This is a genomic window from Phytohabitans rumicis (genome assembly GCF_011764445.1).
Taxonomy (GTDB): domain Bacteria; phylum Actinomycetota; class Actinomycetes; order Mycobacteriales; family Micromonosporaceae; genus Phytohabitans; species Phytohabitans rumicis.
In genome coordinates, this window is sequence record NZ_BLPG01000001.1 from 5559629 (window position 1) to 5584142 (window position 24514).

The window sequence follows — 24514 nt, forward strand, 5'->3', positions numbered from 1 at the left end:
TGGTACTACGTTATGTACTACGTATGGGCCGGCAAGAGCCTCGGTATGCCCGGCACATAGGGTGGGCCCATGGGACGACCGGACGGGCGTACGCCCGACGAACTGCGGCCGGTGACGCTGACTCGACAGTGGAGCATGCATCCCGAGGGCTCGGTGCTGGTGGAGTTCGGCGCCACCCGGGTGCTGTGCACCGCCAGCGTGACCGAGGGTGTGCCGCGCTGGCGCAAGGGCTCCGGCCTCGGCTGGGTCACCTCCGAGTACTCGATGCTGCCCCGCGCCACCACCACCCGCTCCGACCGGGAGAGCATCAAGGGCCGGGTCGGCGGCCGTACCCATGAGATCTCCCGGCTGATCGGGCGGAGCCTGCGGGCCTGCATCGACCTGAAGGCGCTCGGCGAAAACTCGGTCGTGCTGGACTGCGACGTGCTCCAGGCCGACGGCGGCACGCGCACGGCGGCGATCACCGGGGCGTACGTGGCGCTGCACGACGCGGTGACCTGGATGGCCAAGCGCGGGCTGCTGGCCGGCAAGCCGGCGGACGCCGTGCACCGGTCCGTCGCCGCGGTCAGCGTCGGCGTCATCAAGGGCGAGGTCCGGCTCGACCTCTGCTACGACGAGGACGTCACCGCCGAGGTCGACATGAACATCGTGTGTACGGGCGCCGGTGACTTCGTCGAGGTGCAGGGCACCGGCGAGTCCGGGGTGTTCGACCGCGCCCAGCTCGACGCGCTGCTCGACCTGGGCGTGGCCGGGTGCCGGCAGCTCGCGGCCCTGCAGGAAGCGGCGTTGGCATGACCAAGCTCCTGCTCGCCACCCGCAACGCCAAGAAGCTCGACGAGCTGCAGCGCATCCTGGACAAGGCGCTCGGCGCGCACGCGGTCGAACTGGTCGGGCTCGCCGACGTGCCGGACTATCCGGAGGCGCCCGAGACCGGCCTCACGTTCGGCGAGAACGCCCTGCTCAAGGCCCGCGAGGGGGTCAAGTACACCGGACTGCCCACGGTCGCCGACGACTCCGGGCTGGCGGTGGACGCGCTGAGCGGGATGCCCGGCGTGTTCAGCGCCCGGTGGTCCGGCCGGCACGGCGACGACCGGGCCAACCTGGACCTGGTGCTCGCCCAGATCGGCGACGTGCCCGACCAGCACCGGGGTGCGGCGTTCGTGTGCGCGGCCGCGCTGGTGCTGCCTGGTGGCAAGGAGCACCTGGTAGAAGGGCGCCAGCCCGGCCGCTTGCTGCGCGGCCCCCGGGGCACCGGCGGCTTCGGCTACGACCCGATCTTCCTGGGCCAGGAGCAGACCCGCACCAACGCCGAGCTGACCGCGGAGGAGAAGGACGCCATCAGCCACCGCGGCAAGGCGTTCCGCGCCCTGGCCAAGGTGGTCGCCAAGGCGCTGCCCGCCTAACCCCTGCTCACGCGAGCGGCCCCACCGCGGCTTCGACCTCGGAGCGGAGCCCCGGGCCGGCGACCGTGGACCGGGCGTGCTCCAGCACCGGGGCCAGGAAGACGTCCGGGCCTGGGTCGCCGGCGAATTCGCGTACCGCTGCCACGGCCGCCCGGCCGGCGGGGACGGGCGGAGCGGGGCGCGGAGTTGCAGGCCGCGTACGGCGGCGAGCAGTTCCACGGCGAGCAGGCTGGTGAGGTTGTCCAGGACCCGGCGCAGCTTGACCGTGGCGGCCCAGCCCATCGAGACGTGGTCCTCCTGCATGCCGGACGTGGGCACCGAGTCGACCGAGGCGGGCGAGGCGAGCCGGCGGTTCTCGGCGACGATCCCGGCGGCCGTGTACTGCGCGATCATCAGCCCGGAGTTGACCCCGGCGTCCGGTGACAGGAACGCGGGCAGGTCGCGCGAGCGGCACACGTCGAGCAGCCGGTCCACCCGCCGTTCGGCGATCGCGCCGACCTCGGCCGCGGCGATGGCCATGAAGTCGGCGGCGAACCCCAGCGGCGCCCCGTGGAAGTTGCCGGTCGACTCGACCCGCCCGTCCGGCAGGACCACCGGGTTGTCGACGACGCTGAGCAGCTCGCGGTCGGCCACCGCGGAGGCGAACGCGAGCGTGTCGCGGGCCGCGCCGGCCACCTGGGGAGCGCACCGCATCGAGTACGCGTCCTGCACCGCGTGCACCATGTCGTTGCGGTGCGAATCCATGATCCCGGAGTCCTGCAGCAGCCGGTGGATGTTGGCCGCGGAGATGGCCTGCCCGGGGTGCGGCCGGATCGCGTGCAACTCCGGCAGGAACGGCCGGTCGGTGCCCAGCATGGCCTCGATGGCGAGGGCGGCGGTGACGTCGGCCATCGTGAAGAGGTGAGCCGCGTCCGCGATGGCCATCAGCAGCATGCCGAGCATGCCGTCGGTGCCGTTGATGAGCGCGAGGCCCTCCTTGGCGGACAGCTCGATGGGGCGCAGGCCGGCCCGATGCAGGGCCTCCGCGCCGTCGATCCGGGCGCCCGACTTGTCGAGCACCCAGCCCTCGCCGAGCAGCACGAGCGCGCAGTGGGCGAGCGGCGCCAGGTCGCCGGACGCGCCGAGCGAGCCGTGCTCGGGCACCCACGGGGTCACGTCGTGGTTGAGCAGGTCGACGAGGCCCTGCGCGATCAGGGGGCGGACGCCGGAGCGGCCCAGCGCGAGCGAACGCACCCGCAGCAGCATCATCGCCCGTACCACCTCGCGCGGCATGGGGGCGCCGACGCCCGCGGCGTGCGAGCGGATGAGCGCGTGCTGTAGTTCGGCCCGGCGGGACGGCTCGACGAACGTGTTGGCGAGCGCGCCGAAGCCGGTGGAAATGCCGTAGACGGGCCGGCCGTCACGCTCGATACCATCCACGATGGCGCGGCTGCGCTCCATCGCGTCGACTGTGGACGGTGCGATGTCGACACGTGCTCCAGAGCGGGCGACGGCGAGCACGTCGGCCGGGGAGACGCCGGTGGGTTGGACGGTGACGGTCATCGGGAAAGCACCCCATTGTGCACGGTGTGACGGACGAGAGGAACGCCCGGCCGGTAGGCCAGGTGCAGGTGGGACGGCGCGTCGAGTACCATCAGGTCGGCGCGCGCACCGGGCCGCAGGACGCCGATGTCCGTACGGCGCAAGGCTCGCGCGCCGCCCGCGGTGGCGGCCCAGACCGCCTCCGCCGGGGTCATGCCCATCTCGCGGACGGCGAGCGCCACGCAGAAGGGCATAGACGAGGTGTACGACGAGCCGGGGTTGCAGTCGGTGGCGAGGGCTACGGTCACCCGGGCGTCGAGGAGGCGCCGGGCGTCGGGATAGGGGGACCGGGTGGAGAATTCGGCCCCGGGCAACAGGGTCGCCACGGTGTCCGACCCGGCGAGGTGGTCCACATCGGACTTGTCCAGGTGCGTGCAGTGGTCCGCGCTCGCGGCGCCCAGCTCGACGGCCAGCCGTACGCCCGGCCCGGGGCCGAGCTGGTTGGCGTGCACCCGCAAGCCGAGGCCGGCCGCCTGCCCGACGGTGAGGATCGCCCGGGAGTGGTCGGCGTCGAAGGCGCCCTTCTCGCAGAAGACGTCGATCCAGCGGGCGTACGGCGCGGCGGCGCGCAGCATCGGACCGCAGACGAGGCCCACGTAGTCGTCCGGGCGGGCGGCGTACTCGGGCGGGACCACGTGCGCGCCGAGAAACGTGGACTCCTGCGTGAACTCCTGTGCTATTCGCAAGGATCGGGCCTCGTCGGGGACGCTCAAGCCGTACCCACTCTTGATCTCGATCGTCGTGGTGCCCTGCCGGAGCGCCTCGCGGTGCAGGCGCGCGACGGTGGCGCGCAGCTCGTCGTCGCTGGCCGCGCGGGTGGCCGCGACGGTGGTGCGGATCCCGCCGCCGTCGTATGGGCGACCCGCCATCCGGGCGGCGAACTCGGCCGCGCGGTCGCCCGCGAACACGAGGTGGGCATGACTGTCCACAAAGCCCGGCAGCACGGCGCTGCTCTCGGCGTTGAGCCGCCGGTCAGCCGGCTGGGCGTGCGTGGTGCGGCCGACCCACACCACGGTGCCGTCCTCGATGAGGACGGCGGCCCGCTCGATGATGCCCAGCGGGCCGCGGCCGAGGGCGGGGTCGTTGGTGACCAACTCGCCGATGTTGTCAATCAGGAGGTTCATGTCACCGCCTCGATGGCGTCGCGGAGCGCGGCCGGTACGTCGATGCTCGCGTGCCGGCCGTCCCGGACGATCACCCGACCGTCCACAATGACCTGTACGACGTCGGCCGCGGTCGCGGCGAAGAAGGCCCCCTCCGGCCCCGTCCCGGCCGTGCGCGGGCTGTCCAGCCGCACGGTCACCAGGTCGGCGCGGCGGCCCGGGGCGATGGCACCGGCATCGGTCCAACCGAGCGCGGCGTGACCGGTGGCGGTGGCCGCCTGGATCAGCTCCGCCGTGGCGAAGTGGCCGCGCCGCTCGGTGCGCAGCCGCTCGTCCAGTTCGACGGCGCGCGCCTCCTCGAAGAGGTCGATGACGGCGTGGCTGTCGCTGCCGAGGCTGAGCGGGCTGCCGGCGTCGGCGAGCGCCCGCGCCGGGCCGATGCCGTCGGCGAGGTCGCGCTCGGTGGTCGGGCACAGGCATACGCCGGTGTCGGTGTCGCCCAACTCGGTGCGGTCGCCGTCGGTGAGGTGGGTGGCGTGGACGGCGGTCGTGCGCGGGCCGAGCGCACCCGCGTCGGCCAGCAGCTCGGTGGGCGTACGCCGGTGGTACGCCAGGCAGGCGGCGTTTTCGGCGCGCTGCTCGGAAAGGTGGACGTGCAGGGGGCCTCCCCATGACGCGACCGTGGGAATCTGGTCGGCGGGCACCGCGCGTACCGAGTGGATGGCCGCACCGACCTGGGCGTGGGGCGGCGGCTTGAAGGCGTCGACGCGGCTGGCCCAGCGGCCGGCGTCGCCGTCGCTGAACCGCTGCTGCACTCCGCTGGGCGGCTGGCCGTCCACGGTGGACGTGAGGTAGCAGGCGTCCAGGACGGTGATCCTGATGCCGGCCTCGGCGGCCGCCTCGACCAGGGCGGCGGACATCTCGTTCGGGTCGGCGTACGGCGTGCCGCCCACGTCGTGGTGCAGGTAGTGGAACTCGCCCACGCAGGTGATCCCCGCCAGCGCCATCTCCGCGTACGTCGCCCGAGCAAGGGCGCGGTAGGTGTCCGGAGTCAGCCGGCCGGCGACCTCGTACATGCGCTCGCGCCAACTCCAAAACGTCCCCCGCACGTTGGTGCGCCCCCGCAACGCGCGGTGGAAGGCGTGCGAGTGCGCGTTGGCCAGCCCCGGCAACGTAAGCCCGCCAAGCCGCTCCGCGCCCCCTGCCTCCGCTCCGGGAGTGACCGCGGTGACTCGCCCATCGCGCACCTCAATGAGCACGTTGGGGACGACGTCGTCGCCCAGCCAGGCCCACTCGGCGTGGTAGCGCATCACGCCAGCTCCACGAGCACCGCGGCAAGGGCGGCGATGCCGGCCTCGCAGTCGGCGTCCTTCGCGTGCTCAGCGGGGGAGTGGGAGATGCCGGTGGGGTTGCGGACGAAGAGCATGACGGTGGGCACGTACGCGGACAGCACGCCCGCGTCGTGGCCGGCACCGGTCGGCAGCACGGGCGCGTCGAGCAGCGCCGCGCACCGGCGTTCCAGCGTGGCGTCGAATGTGACCAGCGGGCTGACCGACTCCTCAGTCAGGGTCACCTCGGTGCGGTCCCGGGCGGCCCGTTCGACCGCCCGCTTGTGCACCGCCTCGACGAGCGCGTCGAGAGTGTCCGCGTCGGCGGCGCGGGCGTCCAGCCAGCCGCGTACGACCGACGGGACGGCGTTGGTCGCGTTGGGCTCGACCGAGACTCGGCCGACGGTGGCGTGCGCGCCACGCAACCGGGCCTCCTTGTTGGCGGCGAGCACCGTGTACGCGTACGTCAGCATCGGGTCGCGCCGGTCGGCCATCCGGGTGGTGCCGGCGTGGTTGCCCTCGCCGGTGAAGTCCAGCCGCCAGCGCCCGTGCGGCCAGATCGCGCTCCCGACGCCAACCGGCACGTCCAGCGCGCGCCCCTGCTCGACGTGCAGCTCGATGAAGCACGCGACCCGGTCCACCAGGTCCGTCCGCCCGGCCGGCCGTGCACCCATGGCCGCCTCCAGCGTGACGCCTGACCGGTCGGTCAGGGCGGCGGCTCGCGAGGGGTCCAGTACGCCGGTCGCCAGCCGGGAGCCGAGGCACGGCACCCCGAAGCGTGCGCCCTCCTCCTCCGCGAAGGCGACGACGCCGATGGGTCGCTGCGGCCGCTCCCGGAGGGCGTCCAGGGCCAGAAACGCGCTCACGATCCCCAGTGGACCGTCGTACGCCCCACCGTGCGGGACGGAGTCGAAGTGGCTGCCGGTGAGCACGGCTCCGCCGCCCGCGGGATCGCCCAGCCACGCGATGAGGTTGCCGTTGCCGTCCTCCTCGACCGGCATGTGCCGGGCGTCCGCCTGCGCCCGGAACCACTCCCGGCAGGCCAGCTCGGCGGGCGTCCACGCGTACCGCAGGTAGCCGCCGGTGTCGGGGTCGCGGCCGATCGGGGTGAGTTGGTCCCACAGTTCCCGGAAGGTGTTCATGACTCGTCCATCGGGATCCGTACGCCAGTGGTTGTGGCGACCTCGGCCGCGGCTTGGTAGCCGGCGTCGACGTGCCGGATCACGCCCATGCCGGGGTCGTTGGTCAGCACGCGTTCGATCTTCTGCCCGGCCAGCGCGGTGCCGTCCGCGACGCATACCTGCCCGGCGTGGATCGAGCGTCCGATGCCGACCCCACCGCCGTGGTGGATGGACACCCAGGACGCCCCAGAAGCGGTGTTGACCAGGGCGTTGAGCAGCGGCCAGTCGGCGATCGCGTCGGAGCCGTCGGCCATCGCCTCGGTCTCCCGGTACGGCGAGGCCACCGACCCGCAGTCGAGGTGGTCCCGGCCGATCACGACCGGCGCGGACAACTCGCCGGAGGCGACCATCTCGTTGAACCGGACGCCTGCCCGGTCCCGCTCGCCGTAGCCGAGCCAGCAGATCCGGGCCGGCAATCCCTGGAACGCCACCCGCTCGCCAGCGAGCCGGATCCACCGCGCGAGCGACTCGTTCTCCGGGAACAGCTCCAGCACCGCCCGGTCGGTGGCGGCGATGTCCGCCGGGTCACCGGACAGGGCGGCCCACCGGAACGGGCCCTTGCCCTCGCAGAACAGCGGCCGGATGTACGCCGGCACGAAGCCCGGGAACGCGAACGCCCGTCCGTAGCCGCCGAGCTGCGCCTCGCCGCGGATGGAGTTGCCGTAGTCGAAGACCTCCGCGCCCGCGTCGAGGAAGCCCACCATCGCCTCCACGTGCGCCGCCATCGACGCCCGCGCCCGGTCGGTGAACTCCTCCGGCTTGGCGGTCGCGTACGCGGTCGCGTCGGCCAGCTCCACGCCTACCGGGATATAGGACAGCGGGTCGTGCGCGCTGGTCTGGTCGGTGACGATGTCGATGCCGGCGCCCCGGCGCAGCAACTCGGGAAAGACCTCGGCCGCGTTGCCGACGACCCCGACGGAGAGTGGTCTGCGGTCCTCTTTGGCTTGCTCGGCGAGGCGCAGTCCCTCGTCGAGGGATCCAGCCACCACGTCCAGATAGCGGGTCTGGACCCGGCGCTCCAACCGGGTGGGGTCGATGTCGACGATCAGGCAGACTCCGCCGTTCATGGTGACCGCGAGGGGCTGCGCGCCGCCCATCCCACCACAGCCTGCCGTCAACGTGAGCGTGCCGGCCAGCGACCCACCGAACCGCTTGGCGGCCACCGCGGCGAACGTCTCATACGTGCCCTGCAAGATGCCCTGCGTGCCGATGTAGATCCACGACCCGGCGGTCATCTGCCCGTACATGGTCAGGCCGAGCCGCTCCAACCGGCGAAACTCCGGCCAGGTGGCCCAGTCACCCACCAGGTTCGAGTTGGCGATCAACACCCGCGGCGCCCACTCATGCGTACGGAATACGCCCACCGGACGCCCCGACTGCACCAGCATCGTCTCGTCGTCGGCCAGCGTGCCGAGCGTCCGAATCAGCGCGTGGTACGACGGCCAGTCCCGGGCCGCCTTCCCGGTACCCCCGTACACCACGAGGTCATCGGGGCGCTCGGCCACATCCGGGTCGAGATTGTTCATCAGCATCCGCAGCGCCGCCTCCTGCGGCCAGCCGCGAGCGGTGCGCTCGGTGCCCCGCGGGGCCTGGATCGTCGGCATGCGCTCCCCTAACTCACAAAGACCTGGCGGCGGTTGACTGACTGCTCAAACTCCTCCAGCCGGCGCTGGGCGTCGTCCGGCGCGGCGTCGCAGATCGCCTGGAGGACCACCATGGACAGTGCCATGGGTGCGGTGTGCAGATCGAAGACCAGCTGCGCGCCGACCGCCGCGGTCAGCGCGATGTCGGCGTACTCGGCGGCCGGGCTGACCGGCGAGTCGGTGATGGCCACGATGGACAGTCCGGCGGATCGGGCCGCACGCATGGCGTCCAGCGACTCGCGCGGGTAGCGGGGCAGGACCACCGCCAGCATGGCCGTCGCGCCGGCGGCACGGGCCTGCTCCAGCCGGTCGTCGAGCAGGCTGCCGCCGGAGTCGAGCACCCGCACGTCGGGCAGCACCTTGGCGGCGAAGTAGGCGAAGTACGCCGCGAGCGGTGCGGCGGCGCGCAGCCCGAGCACCGGCAGGGGCCGGCTCCCGGCGAGCAGCGCGCCCGCGGCGGCCAGCCGGTCGCGGTCGGCGAGCTGGTCGGCCAGGCGGTCGAGGTGGGCCATCTCGGCGCGTACCGCCTGCTGCATCTCGTTGCCCCCGGGCGGCGGGACGGTCTTGCTGGTGACCTCGCGGAGCCGGCGGCGCAGCGCCGGATAGCCCTCGTAGCCGAGCGCCATCGCGAACCGGGTGACCGAGGGCTGGCTCACCCGGGCCAGCTCGGCCACCTCGGCGGCGGACAGGAAGGCCGCCGCCGAAGCGTGCTGGACCAGGCTGTGCGCGATCCGCCGCTGGGTCGGCGTGAGCCGTACGCCCTGGAACAGCCCCACGACGCCGTCGTCATTCACAGACCGAGCTTATGCATAATTCCATTCACAGGCAACCTTGTGGTAAAACTCACCGGATGTCGAGCAGTTTCCGACGGACGATCGCCCGTACGCCGCTGGCGCCGGTGGCCGCCTTTCCCAAGCGACTCGTGCGGGTGGCCCGCCACGACGCGCGCGTCCTCGGCACCTCGGCCAAGTGGCTCTTCACCTCGCGCGAGCATCACAACTACACGTACGACCTGACCAAGCTCAGCCGCGAGCACCTCGCCTGGTTCGTGAGCGTCGTGTGCGCCACCCCGGTCAAGCAGGTCAGGGCGTACCTGAAGGAGATCGAGACGGACGACGCGCTGCGGCGGCACATCGAGCTGGCCACGGCGGCGTCCGCGCGGCGCGGCCTCGCGGACCGCAAGGTGCGCTACGCACGCCGCATCGGTTGGTACGCCATCGTGCGCGCCCGCAAGCCCGGTCACGTGGTCGAGACCGGCGTGGACAAGGGACTGGGCTCGTGCGTGCTGGCCGCCGCCCTGCTCCGCAACGCCGAGGAGGGCTCGCCCGGACGCGTCACCTCGCTCGACATCAACCCGGAAGCCGGCTACCTGGCCAAGGCCGAGCCCTGGGCCGGCGTCGTCGACCTGGTGATCGGTGACTCGATCGCCTCGATCGGGGCGCTCGACCGCCCGGTCGACCTCTTCCTGCACGACAGCGACCACAGCGTGGCCCACGAGCGGCGCGAGTTCGAGGCGGTCGAGCCGAAGCTGGCCCCGAACGCGCTGCTGCTGACCGACAACGCGACCGTCACCAACGTGCTCGCCGAGCACGCCGAACGCAGCGGCCGCAGCTTCCTGGCGTACCGGGAGACCCCGGCGCGGCACTGGTTCCCCGGCGACGGCATCGGCGTGGCCTGGCTTCCTTAGTTCTCTATTAGAGGCATTGCCTGGTCGCCGCGCGGTCGGGCAGCATCTGGCGGTGTTCACAGACCGGCGCTGGCTCCTTGGCGGAGCCGCCGCGCTCCTCGCTGCCGTGGTCGGAGTCGCGCTCGTGGTGCGGTCCGGCGACCCGGCCTGCGCCGCGGCGGCCCAGGCTTCGGGCAAGGCCACCTTCTACGACTCCCAGGGCGGCGGCGGAAACTGCTCCTTCGTCAGCGCGCCGGCCAACCGGCTCTACGTCGCGCTCGGCCCTTCCGAGTATGCCAAGGCGGCCAACTGCGGCGGCTACCTCGACGTGACCGGGCCCAAGGGCAAGGTGCGCGTCCTGATCATGGACCAGTGTCCCGAGTGCGCGCCCGGCCACATCGACCTCAGCAAAGAGGCGTTCGCCAAGATCGGCAACCCGGTCGACGGGATCATCCCGGTGACGTACAAGCAGGTCGTCAACCCGGCGCTACCCGGCCCGCTCACCTTCCGCATCAAGGAGGGCGCGTCGCAGTACTGGTTCGCGGTGCTGGTCGGCAACCACGGCAACCCGCTGAAGTCGGTCGAGGTCAAGCAGGGCTCCGCGTGGCGCAAGACGGCGCGCGCCGACTTCAACTACTGGATCTTTGAGAGCGGGCTCGGCCCCGGCCCGTACACGATCCGGGTCACCGACGTGCACGGCCAGAGCGCCACGGCGTCCGGCATCAAGATGGCCCCGACACAGACCCAGAAGACCGCCGTGACCATGTACGGCAAGGCCGCCCCACCCCCGGCGGCAGCCCAGCCGGCGACCTCCCCGACCCGCCGCGCCGCGCCGTCACCTTCGGGCACCTCGGCGGCCCCTCCGCCGGCCACCTCCGCCCCCGCGCCGTCCCCACCCGAGTCCTCCCCGTCGGCCCCCGGAGCCCCCGACCTGGAGGCCGCCGCCGTCGCCTCCCACTGCTAACCCCGCCGCTCCTTGCTCCGCCGCGCCGCGCGCCGTCGCGCCGCGCCGCGCCGATCAAGGCTTTCCCCGTCGATCAAGGGCATATGGTCGTGGATTGGAGATCAAAGCACGACCATATGCCCTTGATCGACGCGAAAGTCCTTGATCGACGAGCGGTAGGCGGTGCAGAGGCTCAGCGGAGGGGGAGCCACATGAGGGTCTCGTCGCGGTCGTCGCCGGCGCCGACCCGCAGTGCGCCTGGCAGCCGCCCGACCTCCTTGTACCCGAGTGCGGCGTAGAAGCGTTCCAGGCCGAGTCCGCCACGCACCGTGACGTGCAGGGCCTCCCAGCCGATCTCGCGGGCGAGCCGTTCGGCCTGGCGCATGAGGGCGGCGCCGTACCCGCGTCCCTGGCAGTCAGGGTGGACCATGACGCGCTTGAGGGTGCACCAGTGGTCCTTGAGCGCGAAGCGGTTGTCCACAAAGATCAGCATCGCGACGAGCCGTTCGCCCTCGTAGCCGACCAGCAGGCGGTCGGGGCCGTCCGTGACCGCGGCGAACGCGTCCCGTGCCATCGGCTCGACCTCGGCGCGGGTGACCGGATCGACGAAGCCCACCGCGCCGCCCGCGTTCGTGACGTCGACCCATAGGGACACGATCTCTTCGCGCAGATCGGGGGTGAGATCGGGGTCGAGTTCGAAGCGGATCGCCATGCACCCATCCTGTCAACCGGATGGGCCGGTCGCTCGTCCTGGTTGTATGCCGAACGCCACCGCGCGCATCCTGCCCGCCGTCGTCGCCATGAGCTTCGCGGCCGGCATGAGCGCATGCCAGTCCAGCCCTGAGCCAGCGACCCCGGTCGCCCCGGCCACGTCCGCGGGCACGACCGGGACCCCGGTGACCGAAACGCCGGCCGGCGTCGCACCCAAGGTCCAGGCGACGGTCCAGGAGCCCAAGCCCACGTTCACCTGCCCCGATCGCGGCGGCACCGAGCCGGTCGACCTACCGGAGCATGCCACCGCCGAGCTGTACCTGGTGACCGTGGCCCGCCGGGTCTGCGACGACCGGGTGGTGTTTCGCGTCAACGGCGAGGTGAAGGTCGGCGGCCACGCCCAGTACGTGCCGCGCGTGCGGGACCTGTCCGGTGCGCTGGTCGCGGTGCGCGGCGACGCGGTCATCGAGGTCGTCGTGTACGCGCCGGACTTCGGCCAGGCGAACAGCGGTCACCAGCCGGGGCGTACGCCGTGGCGGATCGGGCAGGAGGTGGCCCGGGTGCCCGACGGGTGGCCGGCGCTGCGCGAGGTCGCGTACGCGGGGCCGAACGACGGCAGCGAGACCGTCTTCGCGGTGGGGGTGAGTGAGCGGCTGCCGTTCACCCTGTCGTGGCGAGCGGGCGACGGCTACAGCGAGCTGACGCTGGAGATCGCGCACTGACGTGTGCGGGAGAGGGGACTCGAACCCCTACGTCCTTTCGGACACCAGGACCTAAACCTGACGCGGCTGCCAATTACGCCACTCCCGCTAGACCCGATGAGTGTAGAGCCTCAGTCGAGTCCAAGGTCCTTGCGGAGCTTGGCGACGTGGCCGGTGGCCTTCACGTTGTACAGCGCGCGCTCGATCCGGCCGTCCTCGTCGATCACGAACGTCGAGCGGATCACGCCGGTCACGGTCTTGCCGTAGAGCTGCTTCTCCCCGTACGCGCCGTACGCGGTCAGGACCGCCTTGTCCTGGTCGGACACCAGCGGGAACGTCAGCGCGTCGCGCTCGCGGAACTGGGCCAGCTTGGCCGGCTTGTCCGGGGAGATGCCGACCACCTCGTACCCGGCCGCCTGCAGGGACGCCAGCGAGTCGCGGAAGTCGCACGCCTGCTTGGTGCAGCCGGGCGTCATCGCGGCCGGGTACGCGTACAGGACCACCTTGCGTCCGTGCAGCTCCTTCAGCGTGAGCGTCTCTCCGGTGTCGGTCGGGAGGGCGAACTCGGGCGCCGTGTCTCCGGGAGCGAGGCGAGGTGTCTCGGTCATGTCTCGAACCCTACCCGTGAACCGCTCCGGTCCCACGTACGTGGAGTCGGACGTGGGGTAAAGGGGGACCGGTCGCGGTCGATGGACTATCCGTCGACCGTGACCGGGCCACCGGCAGCGCTCGCCTGGGCCGCGGCCCGCAGGCGGAGCCCGCCCGCCACGGCCACGCCGGCGCCCACCGCGATCACGCCGAACACCGCCACCCGGGCCCAGGTGGGCGGCCACGACACCGGCACGACGCCGCGGCCGAACACGGCGGCGTTGGCGGCTCCGGCGAAGATGGCCACGCAGGTGCCGACCAGCGCCAACCCGAAGTCCGCGGCGGAGCGGCGGAGCAGGGCGTACGCCCCGACGGCCAGCGCGGCCAGCCCGGTGAGCACCGGCCAGAGCTGCCCGAGGAGGAGGCCCTGCAGGACGCCGCCGAGCCCGGTCGCCCCGGCGTCCAGTTCGCGCGCTACCGCGTACGCGATCGACGTGCCGCCGGCCGCCGCGAGCAGGCCGCCGAGGACCAGCCGTGCCGCCGGGACGAGCCCCAGCGCGCCCACGCCCACGGCCACGAGCAGGCACATCGCCCACCACACGCCCGGGCTCGGCGGGGGCACCCAGTCCAGCGTCCCGCGTACCTCCATCGTGGACACGCCGGTGCGCAGCGGGACGACCCAGTCCCGTACCCGCTGCGCGCGGCCGGGATCGGCGCGGACGGCGGGCGGCGGGTCGGCGCTCATCCAGTGCGTGCGGTGGTCGTGCCAGCGGGCGACCGGTTCGTCCGACTCCTTGCGCCACGACGGCGGCAGGGTCGGGTCGGCCGACGCGGGCGCTTCGGCGTCGCCGGCGAGGGTCTCGTTGAGGTACGTCGCGGGGGAGTGCACGTTCTCGTAGACGCCGTCGGGGCGTACCTCGAGGTAGGGCTCGCCGTCGTAGCCCAGCACCTCGATGGTCTCGCCGGTGCGGTTGTCCAGCTCCAGGCGGGCGCCGGCCTCGACCGCGCGCGCCGACAGGCCGTCCAGCGCGGGTGCCGACGTCACCAGGGTGCGGTAGTTGGTGCCGTCGGGGGCGTCGCCGCCGTGCGCCCATGCCGGGGCGGCCGCCGCCAGCGCCGCGAGGACGCCGGCGGCAGCCGCGAGGATTAGCCGACGGCCGCGAGGATGGCCTGGCTGGTCGGCTGTACGTCCTTGCCGGCCACCCGCACGGTGGGCGTGCCGGTGACGCCGTCGCCGCTCGCCTCGTCGGTCACGTGTGCCGTCCACGCTTTGTACTTCCCGTCCCGTACGGCCTGGGCGAAGGCGTCGCCGAGCCCGACCGACCTGCCGATCTCGATGAGCTCATTGTCGGTCAGCCCGGCGCTGCCCTCCGCGGGCTGCTTCGCGAAGAGCGCCTTGGCGAACTCCCGGAACTTACCGCCTTCGGCCGCCGCGCCCGAAGCGGCCGACGCCCGGGTGGAGTAGTTCGTCGAGGACATCCGGTCCAGGAACGCGAGCGGGTGGTAGACCACGGTCGCCTTCCCGTCCGCGACGAGCTGGTCCAGCGTCGCGCCGGACTGCGTCTCGAACTGGCCGCACGCCGGGCAGATGAAGTCCTCGTACACGTCGATCTTGACGGGCCCGTCGCCCATCGCGATGCCGGTGCCGTTCTCCACGGCGCCGGGCGGCGCGGTGTAGCTGCCCGAGTCCTGGTTGGCCAGGACGCCCCAGCCCACCAGCCCGGCGATCACCAGCGCGGCCACCGCGATGACCGACGTCCACAGTGTCCTCGAACGCCGCTTTTCGCGCGCGATCTGGTCGCGCACCACCCGGGCGGCCTGCTTCTGTCCAACCCTGGAACTCATCTCTTCTCCAGCCATTGATCAATGGACAAACGGGTGAGGGGCCAGATCAGGAGGAACCCGGCAAGCGCCAGGAACCCGAGGTCGCGCAGGATTTCCGGGCCGTACGTGGGGCTCTGGCCGGCGCCGAGCTGGCCGCCGCTGCCGAAGCAGCCGCAGTCGATCTGCAGCCCACGCGACCATGCCTGCGCGATGCCGCTGATGAACACCACCAGCAGGGCCGCGGAGATGCCGGCGGCCAGTCGCGTGGCCAATCCCACCAGCAGGAGTACGCCGAGCGCGATCTCCACGAGCGGCAGCGCGGCGCCGATCACCTTCGCCAGGTCGTACGGCATGACGTCGTACGCGTTGACGGCCCGACCCGACGCGGCGAGGTCGCCCACCTTGGCGCCTCCGGCGACGAGCCAGACCGCGGCCAGGCCGAGCCGCACCAGCGTGCCCAACCAAGGTCGCCATTTAGCAACAAATACGCGCGAATCGGGCGTGCTCGCGACGGTCACATCCATTAGTCGTCCTACGGAGTCGGGAGGTTCCTTAGCTGGCGAGGGCTTCGCCGAGCGCCTCGACGAGTTCGGCGCGGGCCCGGGCGACCCGGGAGCGGATCGTGCCCACCGGCACGCCTTCGACCTCGGCGGCCTCGACGTACGACAGGCCGAGCACCTGGGTCAGCGCGAACGCGCCGCGCCGGTCGTCGGGCAGCCGGCGGAGCAGGTCGGCCGCGCCGAGCTGCTGGGCCGGATCGGGGTACGGGCCGCCGGTGTGGGCCTCCGCGGCCAGCTTTTCGTCGAGACGGCGGCGCCGGACCACCGTACGCAGATGGTCGGCGCACGCTCGGCGGGCGATGCCGAGCAGCCACGTGCGGGCGCTGGACCGGCCCTCGAAGGCCGGCAGGGCGCGGAAGGCCCGCAGGTAGGTCTCCTGGGTGAGATCGTCCGCGGTGCCCGCGTCGACGAGCGCGGCGACGAAGCGCCACACCTCGGTCTGGGTCGCGCGCACGAACGCCGCCTGAGCCGCCGGGTCGCCGTCGCGGGCAGCAAGCACCCACTCGTCGGCGGCGCGGGCATCGCGCTGGGCGGGAATCACGGCACCCGAGGGTACGCGGCGATGCTGGGAAAAGGATGAGTGCCCCGCCGGGAACTTTTCCGCCTCCGGCGCCGACTACCAACGTATGACCGGTCCTGAGCCCCGGGTCGCCTTCGCGTGCTCGGTTGCAGAATCATGGCCGGCATGACCCGCCGAATCCTGCTCGCGTTGATCGCTGGCGTGATCGCCGTTCTCGCCACGCCGCCCGCCCCGGCCAGCGCGCACGCCGTGCTGGCGAGTAGCAACCCGATCGCCAACGCGGTGCTGCCGAGCGCGCCGGTCGAGGTCGTGTTGACCTTCACCGAGTCGGTCCGGGAGGTGCCCGACCGGATCCGGGTGATCGGCCCGAACGGCGAGCGGGTGGACAAGAGCGGCGCGACGTTCGCCGGTGCGGTGGTCACCATCCCCGTCGACCAGGGCGGCGGAAACGGGACGTACCTGGTCAGCTACCGGGTGATCTCGGCGGACAGCCACCCGGTCTCGGGCGGCTACACGTACTCGGTGGGCGCGCCGTCGGCGGCGCCCAGCCTGAATGAGAGCAACGACGACAACCCCGTCGTCGACAACGCCATCAAGATCGTGCGCTATTTCGGGTACGCCGGCCTCGTACTCCTGATCGGCCCAGTGCTGGTGCTGAGCCTGCTGTGGCCGGCGCGGCTGTCCCGGAGCGGCCCGGCCGCGGTGATCTGGACGGGGATGGGCCTGGTCGGGTTCGCGACGCTGGCCGCCCTGTGGCTCCAGGCGCCGTACACGGCGGGCGCCGGCCTGTTCGACGGCAGCGGGCTCCGCGATGTGTTGTCGAGCACCTTCGGCACCGCGCTGCTGATCCGGCTCGGCCTGCTCGTCGCGATCGCCCTGCTCCTGCGCCCCCTCCTGCGCGGGCAGACCGGCCGTGGCGACCAGATCCTGCTCGTGGTGCTGGGCGCCGGCGCGCTCCTGACCTGGCCGGTCGCCGGTCACCCGGCTGCCTCGCCGGTCGCGGCCGTCTCGGTCGTGGTCGACGCCGTGCACCTGGCCAGCATGGCGGTCTGGCTCGGCGGCCTGCTGATGCTCGTGGTCTTCCTGTTGCGCCGGGCCAACGAAAAGGAACTGGGCGCGATCCTGCCGATCTGGTCGCGGTGGGCGGCCCTGGCGGTGAGCGCGCTCGTGCTCGCCGGCACCGTGCAGGCGCTGATCGAGGTCGGCACCCCCAAGGCGCTGGTGTCCACCAGCTACGGCCAACTGATCATCGCCAAGGTGGGACTCTTCGCTGCCGTGATCGCCGTGGCGGCGTACTCGCGGAACCTGGTCCGGAAGCGGATAGCCGGCGGCCAGCCGCGGCTGCTGCGCCGCACGGTCGGGGTCGAACTGGGCATCACCGCGGTGGTGCTCGCGCTGTCCGCGGTGCTCGTGCAGACCACCCCGGCCCGCACCGCCGAGGCGAATGACGACCTGACCGACGCCGGCTACTACTCGCAGATGCTGACCAGCAGCCTCTTCAACCTGCAGGTGGACGTCGACCCGGCGCAGACCGGCAACAACTCGATCCACCTGTACGCCTACGACAAGGCCAACAAGCCGCTGCCGGTGGTCGAGTGGAAGGGCACCGCCGCGCTGCCGGCCAACGACGTGGCCCCGATCGACATCCCGCTGCTGCCGCTGACCGACAACCACGCCACCGGCGAGATCAACTTCCCGCTCGCCGGGGATTGGCAGCTCAAGTTCACCGTACGGATATCCGACATCGACCAGGCCACGGTGACCGCCACCGTGCCCGCCAAGTAGAAGGGCCCTTCATGAAACGCGTCGCTCTCGTCTTCGGGGCCGTCCTGGCCGGCGTGTTCGCGTTCGCCGCGCCGGCGGCCGCGCACGTCACGGTCACCCCGGAGGAGGCCGAGCAGGGCGGGTACGGCCGCATCGCCTTCCGGGTGCCGAACGAGAGCGACACCACGTCCACCACCAAGCTCGAGGTCGTCCTGCCGGAAGGCGCGCCGGTCGCGTCGGTCTCCACCATGCCGCTGGCCGGCTGGACCGTGAAGGTCGAGCGGCGCACCGTCAGCCCGCCGATCGACGTGCACGGCAGCCAGGTCACCGAAGTCGTGTCGAAGATCACCTGGACCGCGGCGGCCGGCGGCGGGGTCAAGCCGGGCGAGTTCCTCGAGTTCCCGGTGTCGATGGGACCGCTGCCGGACACCGACCAGATGGTGTTCAAGGTGCTGCAGACGTACTCGGACGGCGAGATCTCGCGCTGGATCGAGGAGCCGACCGGATCCGCGGAAGAGCCGGAGAACCCGGCGCCTGTCCTCAAGCTGACACCGGCGTCCGCGTCGCCGTCCCCGGCATCCGTCGCTTACTCCTCCACTATCGATTCCTCCGACGACGGGTTGGCGCTGGTCCTCGGCGTGATCGGTCTTGTCGCCGGTCTCGGCGGGCTGGTGCTCGGCGGCCTCGCCTTCTTGCGTACCCGCAAGGCGACCTGACGGCGGCAGCGTCGTTTCTCCTTGTAAGGGGTTATGAGGGGAACGCGATGCGGATTGCGCGCACGGCCGTGGGAATGCTGCTGCTGACCATCGGCCTGCCGGTGCTCCTGGTCGGCGGCGCGCTGTGGACAGCCATGCAGCATCGCGACGCGGGCGGCGCGTTCAGCGGCAGGGTCGAGCGCATCACCACCCCGGGGCACGCGGTCGTCGTACCGGACCTGGACGGGCTGCTGCGCCGCGACGCGCCGTTCACCCGCGCCGGCGACACCCGGCTCCGGGTCACCGCCCGCACCGAGGCCGGCCCGGCACTCGTCGGCCTCGTACCGGCCGCCGACGCCGCGCGCTACCTGGCCGGCGTCCCGTACGCCCAGGTCGACCGGGTCAGCCTCACCCGCGGCACGCTGCCGGTCCGGGTCACCCCCGTGCCCGGCACCACGGCCCCCGCCGCCCAGCCGGCGTGGGAAAAGCAGGGCGCCGGCGCCGTCGACTGGGCCTCTTCGGAGGTACGCGGGCAGCGGCTCGCCCTCGTCGTCATCCACCCGGACACGCGGGCCGGCATGACCGTGGACCTCCGGGTCGAGGTGCGGCCCGGCTGGCTGGGCTCGGCCACGTGGGGACTGCTGGTGCTGGGCGTCGCCTTGGTCGCGCTCGGCATGGCCACCCTCGCCTGGCCCACCCGCCCCGCGTACCCGTCCCGCCCCGCGACCCTGGCCGACGTCCCGCCCGCGCGCCCTCCGGCCCCGGACCTTGCGCCTCCGCTGGTATCCGTTCCCGCCCCGGCCCGACCCGCGTGGAACGTGGGAACCCCACCACCCGTCCAACCCATCCTGGCCTGGCCCCCGCACCCGCGCTGCACAGTCACCCCCGACCCGGTCCCTGCCACCGCGTTGCCCGGCTCCGCCGACCTCCCGGCGCCCCCGCCCCCACCCGCCTCGTCGATCTAGGAAGGATCGTGGGTATCGAGTCCGATTTATACCCACGATCCTTCCTAGATCGACGAGAGGCCGAGTGCTGAGCGCATGGTGGAGAGGATGTAAGCGGGGCGGTGGTAGAGGTCTTGGTCGGTGTAGTAGCGCATGTTCCAGCCGTGCGCTGCTAGCCAGTTGTGGCGCGCGCGGTCGGCGCGCATTCGCTCCCGGGTCACGTGAGATCGACCGTCGTACTCCCCGCCAACCTGCTGCTCCCGATAACCGGTGTCCAGTCGGAAGGTCGGCTCGTCCCGTTCGTCGTACACCCAGAGTTGGGGCTCGGGTGCCGGGAGACCCCCGTCGATCATGACGAAGCGGAGCTGGCTCTCCTGGCGGCACTCAGGGCGTGGATCGGCGTACGGCAGCGCGGCCCGGGCTTGGCGGATGCCCCGCAATCCATCGTGGCGGGCCGCCTCGGCCCTCAGATCGTCTGCCGTACACCGGCGGGACCGGAGCGCGGCGTCAAAGACCGCCAGCGTGTCCAGCCGTTTTACCGCCCGCGCCAGGTCAACAGCGCAACGCTCGGGCGGGAGACACGGCAGCCCATGCACCTCGACCGGATCACCGAACGGCAGGACCGCCTGATGGGAGGCCACGCTCTTGAGATCGCTGGGCGGTGTGCCGGCCGGGGTGACGACGTGGACCTTCCCGCTAGGGATGACGCCGAATCCGTATAGGTGGGCGGCGGTGTGGAAGCCGAAGACCGCCTCATCGGGCAGGGCCGACCGGAGTACTCGCAAGTGCTCGACGAGCGGCGGCTGGACGCCTTCGAGGTAGAGCCCGCTCGCGACTCGGTGCAGGGTGCCCACCCGGACGGCATCGCGGACCTGGTTGGGGCTCATGCCATCGGCCAGCAGTTCCCGGTACGTCCACGTGTTCATGCGGCAGAGTGTGTGGCCGCCGCGGCGGGGTGGCTATCCGTGAGTGGCCCGCCTGTGGACAGCGGGACCCCCTGTGGATATCCGGACGATCAAGGTGGCCGTGTGCTAAGACGGGACGGTATGGCGAGTGGCCCTCCGCATGCCGTTTGCGGAGGGCCACTCTCACCGGGGGAAACGGTGTAACACGGGGGAGCTTGTCCGTTAAGGACAGATTAGCCGACTGGGGCGTGACTAGGTAGATCTGTCCATTTCGGTCCACGTCTGCGATAATCGAGCACCCCGGACCGCACCGGCAGCGTGGCGATCAGCACCAGCGTCAGCAGCACGTACGCGTTGCGCCGGACGAACTCCTGCACCGAGTCGGTCGGTTCCGCCGCGATGCCCCAGTCGTCGAAGGAGACCACGCCGCGTAGCAGCACGGCGTACCCGATGATGGCGAGCGCGATCAGGGTGAGCCGCCGGCGCGGGCCCTCGCCGCGGAGCCCCGCGTCCACCAGCACCACGAACGCGGGGACGAACCAGTACACGTGGTGGGTCCACGTGATCGGGCTGGCCAGGGCGCCGACCAGGCCGGTCAGCGCCAGACCGGCCACCTCGTCGCCGGCGCGTGCGGCGCGGGCGGCGCGCCACAGGCCGTACCCGCAGACGAGCGCGACCAGCGCGATCCACAGCAACCGGCTGGGGTCGTCCGGGGCGGTGAGCCGGCCGAGCAGGCCGAGCAGCGACTGGTTGCCCGTGTAGTCGGTGCGGCCGACCCGGTCGGTCGACCACAGTTCGTGGGTCCAGAACTGCCACGACGCGTGTGGCGCGATCGCGGCCGCGGCGAGCGTGGCGCCGGCCGCCGCGGCGCTCGCGGTGATCGCGGCCCGCCAGCGCCGCGCGGCGAGCAGGTAGACGATGAAGATGCCGGGATACAGCTTGAGCGCCGTCGCCAGCCCGATGCCGACGCCGGCCCAGCGCGAGTTTCGGGGTACGAGCAGGAGCAGGTCGCCGAGGATCAGCACGACCAGCAGCATGTTGATCTGGCCGAACGTGATTGTCTCGCGGGTCGGCTCGATGGCGAAGATGAGCGGGATGGCGAGGCCGGCGACGAACCAGCGCGGCTGGCCGTGGCGGTCGGCGACGGGGGAGACCAGCCACCACGTGGTGACCGCGATCGCGAGCGCGGTGCCGACCGTGAAGATCGCGATGGTGGCGTTGACGTCGATCGAGGCGAACGGCCGGAGCAGCAGCGCGGTGAACGGCGGGTACGTGAAGTAGAGCTCGCCCTGCACCCGGTCCGGCTGGGCATAGTCGTAGAGCGGGTTGCCGTCGGCCCACCAGCGCATCGCGCTCATGTAGATGCGCAGGTCGAAGAAGTCGTGCCGGTTGCCGTACCAGTTGAGGAAGGCCGCGACTGCGGCGGCGAGCGCGGTGACCCCGGCGATCCGGACGGTTGTCTTCGGCACGCCGGCCAGGGTATCTGGGAGCGTGCAGCGCGTAGGCTGTGGCCGTGGCTGATCTTCTGGTCTGGATCGACTGTGAGATGACCGGGCTCGATCTCGGCAAGGACGCACTGATCGAGGTGGCTGCGCTGGTCACCGATCCGGATCTGCGCGTGCTCGGCGAGGGTGTCGACGTGGTGATTCACGCCGACGAGTCGGCGCTGGCCGGCATGCCCGAGGTGGTACGGGAGATGCATGAGAAGTCCGGGCTCACGGACGAGGTCCGCCGTTCGGCGGTCACTGTCCCGGAGGCCGAGGACTTGATCATGGAGTACGTCACGTCGTGGGTGCCGGACCCCCGCAGCGCCCCGCTGTGCGGCAACTCGATCGCGACGGACCGCGGCTTCGTGGCGCGTGACATGCCGCGGCTGGACGCCCACCTGCACTACCGGATGATCGATGTCTCGTCGATCAAGGAGTTGTGCCGGCGCTGGTATCCGCGGGTGTACTTCGGCCAGCCCGCCAAGGGGCTGGCCCACCGGGCGCTGGCCGACATCCGGGAGAGCGTCCGGGAGTTGGAGTACTACCGCCGGACGGTCTTCGTGCCGCTGCCCGGCCCGGACGTCGAGGCCGCGAAGGCGATCGCCGCCACGCTCTGAGTAACCCTGTCGACGGCACCGGCCAGCTTATGGCTATCATTGGTCGGCGCACCGCACCGGCGATGCCGGGCGCGGATGTCGTGGTGGCTGTAGCTCAGTTGGCAGAGCACCGGGTTGTGGTCCCGGGTGTCGGGGGTTCAAATCCCCTCAGTCACCCCACGAGATGATCTCCACAGATGCAGGTCAGGCCCCGTCTTCGGACGGGGCCTGAGTCGCGTTAGGGGACATTTAGGGGACGTCCAGGCCGCCGAGGACCCGTCGCATGGCGCGCTCCGTCGCCGCCTCGACCTGCTCCGCCGGCAGCTCGTCCAGCTCCTCGCGCAGCGCGGCGACGAGCTGGTCGATCAGCACGGTACGCAGGGTGGCGTCGCGCAGCACCTCGGCGGCCGCCGCCTCTACGAGGTTCGTCGTGCCGGTGTGGACCGCGTTGAGCACGTTCAGGGTGGACAGGCCGACCGGGATGCCACCGCCGACGTACTGCCACGGCAGGCGGCGCATTCTGACCTGCACCTGCGGGTCGTCCAGGATCTTGACGAACTCGGCCGGTGTCATGGTGTCCTCCAAAAGTCCCCAGGCCCGCTGGTCCTGCTCGGCGGCAGCGTTCTGCCTGATCGAAAAGTGCACATGCAGGGTGTGCGCGTTGTCGCCGTTGTACGGCTCCGGCCGCCAGCCGGTGTCCTTGTCGGCGATCTGGCGATTCCAGATCCAGTAGTTCGCGCTGGGATGCCGCTCGAACGCGCGGATCACCTCGTCGACGTCGACGCCGTCCTTGTCCATGTCCCACGCGTCCACCGACTCCCGGGCGTTCGGGTTGTGATCGCTGGGCCGCTGCTGGTGCGCCGGGTCACCGATCGTGCCGTCGCTCGTCTTGTCCCGCTGGGGCCACCGGGTGTTGACCTCCGAGCGCAGCACGGCCAGCGACGGCGCCAAGTACCAGGCCATCGGCCCCTCCTTCAGGCGAGCGGGATTGCCCGCAGACAGGAGTACTGAGGCCGCCGAGTAGGCCGCTGATACTGCTTCGGAGTGCCGCGTCAGTTCTGGGGGAGTGCGCTCCCCTTGACGTACTCGTCCCAGCTCATGTTCCAGTCGGTCCAGCCGTTGCCGTTCTTGAGCTTGTCTTCCGTGCCCTTGACGGTGATCGGGTCGCCGATGTGGGTCTGGTCGAAGAGCCAGCGGCCCATGGCCATCGACACGTTCACGCAGCCGTGTGACACGTTGGTCCGGCCCTGCACGCCCTCGGACCAGGGCGCGGCGTGGATGAACTGCCCGCTCCAGGTCAGCCGCTGCGCGTACTCGATGTCGGTGCGGTAGCGGTTGGCCGGGTTGGGGTCGTCCATGGTGTCGAAGACCGTCTTGCGCTGCTTTTCGATCACCACCATCGTGCCGCTGGACGAGGGCGTGCTCTTCTTGCCCAGGCTCACCGGGATGGTCTTGATGACCTTGCCGTCCTTGGTGACGGTCATCTTCTTGGTCTTGTTGTCGACCGTCATGATCAGGGACGGGCCGATCTTGACGTCGACCGTCACGTCGGCGCGGCCGAAGTAGCCGTCGCCCATGGGCAGGCCGCCGGTCTGCATCTTGTAGTAGATCTTGGTCCCGGTCTGCCAGAACTGCTTGGGCCGGTAGTGCACCTCGGTGGGGCTGGTCCAGTGCCAGATCCCCTCCTGCACGGGCGTGGTCTGCACGATCAGCCGGCGTTGCACGTCGTCGCGGTAGTCCTCGGGGATCGCGCGGCTGAACCGCACGATAAGCGGCATGCCCACGCCCACCACCTGGCCGTCGCCGAGGAAGCTGGTCACGCGCACCTGCTTGCTGGGCTTGGCCATCGTGGTGAAGATGCTGGTCGCCGTCGCCTTCTTGCCGTCCGCGTCGGTCGCGGTCACGGTCGCCGTGTACGTCGCGCCGTAGTCCAGCACGCCGTCGGGAAGCCAGGTGCCATCCGCCTGCAGGGCGCCCTTGACGGCCTCGCCGGACGCGTCCTTGAGCTCGACGGTGGGGTCACCGCTCGCGTTTTCGGTCGTGAATGAGATCGCCGTCGAGGCGGGCACGTCCTTGGCGTCCGCGGTCGGCCCGGTGATCGTCGCCACGCTCTTGGCGCCGTCTTCCTTTTGCTGCTGTTGCTGCTTCGGATCGTTCCACGCGGTGGGCGGGTCGTCGCCGCAGGCGGCCGTCGTGAGTGCGAGGGCCGCAGCCAGCGCCGCGGCGGCTAGCGCCCGCCACGCCGGCTTCGAGCTCGGCGTACGTCGGTGCATGATGTCCTCGCAGTCACTCGGGTGTCTTGCTAATCCATCCTCCGCTAAAGACGCTTCCCGCCAAATCCTGGTTTCATGCCAGGAGTTTTACGCTGTTT

The 24514-nt window shown here is 71.5% G+C and carries 24 protein-coding genes, 2 tRNA genes and 1 pseudogene; 10 read left to right on the forward strand and 17 right to left on the reverse strand.

Annotation, left to right across the window (positions count from 1 at the left end; genetic code table 11):
• Positions 1-69: 69 nt before the first annotated feature.
• Both rph and rdgB read left to right on the forward strand, forming a co-directional pair.
• Positions 70-795, forward strand: a complete 726-nt coding sequence (gene rph / locus Prum_RS25340; protein ID WP_173078769.1) for a ribonuclease PH — start codon at positions 70-72, stop codon at positions 793-795.
• On the forward strand, positions 792-1403 hold the full coding sequence (gene rdgB, locus Prum_RS25345) for an RdgB/HAM1 family non-canonical purine NTP pyrophosphatase (protein ID WP_173078771.1): 612 nt from the start codon (positions 792-794) through the stop codon (positions 1401-1403). The genes rph and rdgB overlap by 4 nt, the downstream gene beginning before the upstream one ends.
• Positions 1404-1410: 7 nt before the next feature.
• On the opposite strand, the pseudogene hutH reads toward rdgB, so the two are convergent.
• The 6 genes and pseudogenes from hutH to Prum_RS25375 form a co-directional block, all read right to left on the reverse strand.
• Positions 1411-2945, reverse strand: a pseudogene (gene hutH / locus Prum_RS25350) (histidine ammonia-lyase).
• The gene (hutI, locus tag Prum_RS25355; protein WP_173078772.1) at positions 2942-4108 is read right to left on the reverse strand and encodes an imidazolonepropionase; all 1167 of its coding nucleotides are present in this window, start codon (positions 4106-4108) and stop codon (positions 2942-2944) included. Before hutI ends, hutH begins: the two are co-directional and overlap by 4 nt.
• Positions 4105-5400, reverse strand: coding sequence for a formimidoylglutamate deiminase (locus tag Prum_RS25360; RefSeq protein ID WP_173078773.1), 1296 nt, complete (start codon positions 5398-5400; stop codon positions 4105-4107). Before Prum_RS25360 ends, hutI begins: the two co-directional genes overlap by 4 nt.
• Entirely contained in the window at positions 5397-6557 is a 1161-nt protein-coding gene (locus Prum_RS25365) for an allantoate amidohydrolase (protein ID WP_173078774.1), read from the reverse strand. The genes Prum_RS25360 and Prum_RS25365 overlap by 4 nt, the downstream gene beginning before the upstream one ends.
• Positions 6554-8200: a urocanate hydratase gene (hutU, locus tag Prum_RS25370; RefSeq protein WP_173078775.1), complete on the reverse strand. Its 1647-nt coding sequence runs from the start codon at positions 8198-8200 to the stop codon at positions 6554-6556. Before hutU ends, Prum_RS25365 begins: the two co-directional genes overlap by 4 nt.
• 8 nt (positions 8201-8208) lie before the next feature.
• On the reverse strand, positions 8209-9033 hold the full coding sequence (locus Prum_RS25375; protein ID WP_173078776.1) for a MurR/RpiR family transcriptional regulator: 825 nt from the start codon (positions 9031-9033) through the stop codon (positions 8209-8211).
• Positions 9034-9089: 56 nt separating this feature from the next.
• Between Prum_RS25375 and Prum_RS25380 the strand changes: the two genes are divergently transcribed.
• The gene (locus Prum_RS25380; protein WP_173078777.1) at positions 9090-9926 is read left to right on the forward strand and encodes a class I SAM-dependent methyltransferase; all 837 of its coding nucleotides are present in this window, start codon (positions 9090-9092) and stop codon (positions 9924-9926) included.
• A gap of 52 nt (positions 9927-9978) precedes the next feature.
• On the forward strand, positions 9979-10869 hold the full coding sequence (locus Prum_RS25385; protein WP_246278078.1) for an expansin EXLX1 family cellulose-binding protein: 891 nt from the start codon (positions 9979-9981) through the stop codon (positions 10867-10869).
• 172 nt (positions 10870-11041) lie between these two features.
• On the opposite strand, the gene Prum_RS25390 is transcribed toward Prum_RS25385, so the two are convergent.
• Positions 11042-11560: a GNAT family N-acetyltransferase gene (locus Prum_RS25390; protein ID WP_173078779.1), complete on the reverse strand. Its 519-nt coding sequence runs from the start codon at positions 11558-11560 to the stop codon at positions 11042-11044.
• A gap of 46 nt (positions 11561-11606) precedes the next feature.
• Between Prum_RS25390 and Prum_RS25395 the strand changes: the two genes are divergently transcribed.
• Positions 11607-12281 carry an AMIN-like domain-containing (lipo)protein gene (locus tag Prum_RS25395; RefSeq protein WP_173078780.1) on the forward strand — a complete coding sequence of 225 codons (675 nt, stop codon included), beginning with the start codon at positions 11607-11609 and terminating at the stop codon, positions 12279-12281.
• A gap of 4 nt (positions 12282-12285) precedes the next feature.
• Here the strand turns inward: Prum_RS25395 and Prum_RS25400 are convergent.
• From Prum_RS25400 to Prum_RS25425, 6 genes are all read right to left on the reverse strand, one after another.
• Positions 12286-12369: transfer RNA gene (locus Prum_RS25400), tRNA-Leu, on the reverse strand.
• A 22-nt stretch (positions 12370-12391) separates the two neighbouring features.
• On the reverse strand, positions 12392-12868 hold the full coding sequence (bcp, locus tag Prum_RS25405; RefSeq protein ID WP_173078781.1) for a thioredoxin-dependent thiol peroxidase: 477 nt from the start codon (positions 12866-12868) through the stop codon (positions 12392-12394).
• A gap of 86 nt (positions 12869-12954) precedes the next feature.
• Positions 12955-13893: a hypothetical protein gene (locus Prum_RS25410; protein WP_246278079.1), complete on the reverse strand. Its 939-nt coding sequence runs from the start codon at positions 13891-13893 to the stop codon at positions 12955-12957.
• Between the two features lie 101 nt (positions 13894-13994).
• Positions 13995-14693 (reverse strand): DsbA family protein, encoded by a 699-nt coding sequence (locus tag Prum_RS25415; protein WP_173078782.1) that lies wholly within the window; start codon positions 14691-14693, stop codon positions 13995-13997.
• On the reverse strand, positions 14690-15196 hold the full coding sequence (locus tag Prum_RS25420) for a MauE/DoxX family redox-associated membrane protein (RefSeq protein ID WP_173078783.1): 507 nt from the start codon (positions 15194-15196) through the stop codon (positions 14690-14692). Before Prum_RS25420 ends, Prum_RS25415 begins: the two co-directional genes overlap by 4 nt.
• A gap of 28 nt (positions 15197-15224) precedes the next feature.
• The gene (locus Prum_RS25425; RefSeq protein ID WP_246278080.1) at positions 15225-15773 is read right to left on the reverse strand and encodes a sigma-70 family RNA polymerase sigma factor; all 549 of its coding nucleotides are present in this window, start codon (positions 15771-15773) and stop codon (positions 15225-15227) included.
• Between the two features lie 135 nt (positions 15774-15908).
• Between Prum_RS25425 and Prum_RS25430 the strand changes: the two genes are divergently transcribed.
• The 3 genes from Prum_RS25430 to Prum_RS25440 are packed head-to-tail and all read left to right on the forward strand — an operon-like array spanning position 15909 to position 19176.
• The gene (locus Prum_RS25430; RefSeq protein ID WP_173078784.1) at positions 15909-17537 is read left to right on the forward strand and encodes a copper resistance CopC/CopD family protein; all 1629 of its coding nucleotides are present in this window, start codon (positions 15909-15911) and stop codon (positions 17535-17537) included.
• A gap of 11 nt (positions 17538-17548) precedes the next feature.
• Positions 17549-18232: a YcnI family protein gene (locus tag Prum_RS25435; protein ID WP_173078785.1), complete on the forward strand. Its 684-nt coding sequence runs from the start codon at positions 17549-17551 to the stop codon at positions 18230-18232.
• Positions 18233-18279: 47 nt separating this feature from the next.
• Positions 18280-19176 (forward strand): hypothetical protein, encoded by an 897-nt coding sequence (locus Prum_RS25440; protein WP_173078786.1) that lies wholly within the window; start codon positions 18280-18282, stop codon positions 19174-19176.
• A gap of 44 nt (positions 19177-19220) precedes the next feature.
• Here the strand turns inward: Prum_RS25440 and Prum_RS25445 are convergent, their stop codons facing one another.
• Together Prum_RS25445 and Prum_RS25450 are read right to left on the reverse strand one after the other, a co-directional pair.
• The gene (locus tag Prum_RS25445; RefSeq protein ID WP_173078787.1) at positions 19221-20081 is read right to left on the reverse strand and encodes a type IV toxin-antitoxin system AbiEi family antitoxin domain-containing protein; all 861 of its coding nucleotides are present in this window, start codon (positions 20079-20081) and stop codon (positions 19221-19223) included.
• 212 nt (positions 20082-20293) lie between these two features.
• The gene (locus Prum_RS25450; RefSeq protein WP_371871260.1) at positions 20294-21529 is read right to left on the reverse strand and encodes a glycosyltransferase family 87 protein; all 1236 of its coding nucleotides are present in this window, start codon (positions 21527-21529) and stop codon (positions 20294-20296) included.
• Between the two features lie 38 nt (positions 21530-21567).
• Here Prum_RS25450 and orn point away from each other — a divergent pair, with 38 nt between their 5' ends.
• Together orn and Prum_RS25460 are read left to right on the forward strand one after the other, a co-directional pair.
• Positions 21568-22164: an oligoribonuclease gene (gene orn / locus Prum_RS25455; RefSeq protein WP_173078788.1), complete on the forward strand. Its 597-nt coding sequence runs from the start codon at positions 21568-21570 to the stop codon at positions 22162-22164.
• A gap of 83 nt (positions 22165-22247) precedes the next feature.
• Positions 22248-22323, forward strand: a tRNA-His gene (locus Prum_RS25460).
• A 69-nt stretch (positions 22324-22392) separates the two neighbouring features.
• Here the strand turns inward: Prum_RS25460 and Prum_RS25465 are convergent.
• Together Prum_RS25465 and Prum_RS25470 are read right to left on the reverse strand one after the other, a co-directional pair.
• On the reverse strand, positions 22393-23106 hold the full coding sequence (locus Prum_RS25465) for a hypothetical protein (protein ID WP_173078789.1): 714 nt from the start codon (positions 23104-23106) through the stop codon (positions 22393-22395).
• Between the two features lie 89 nt (positions 23107-23195).
• A complete protein-coding gene (locus Prum_RS25470; RefSeq protein ID WP_173078790.1) occupies positions 23196-24416 on the reverse strand; it encodes a L,D-transpeptidase in 1221 nt (406 codons plus the stop codon).
• Positions 24417-24514: the final 98 nt, after the last annotated feature.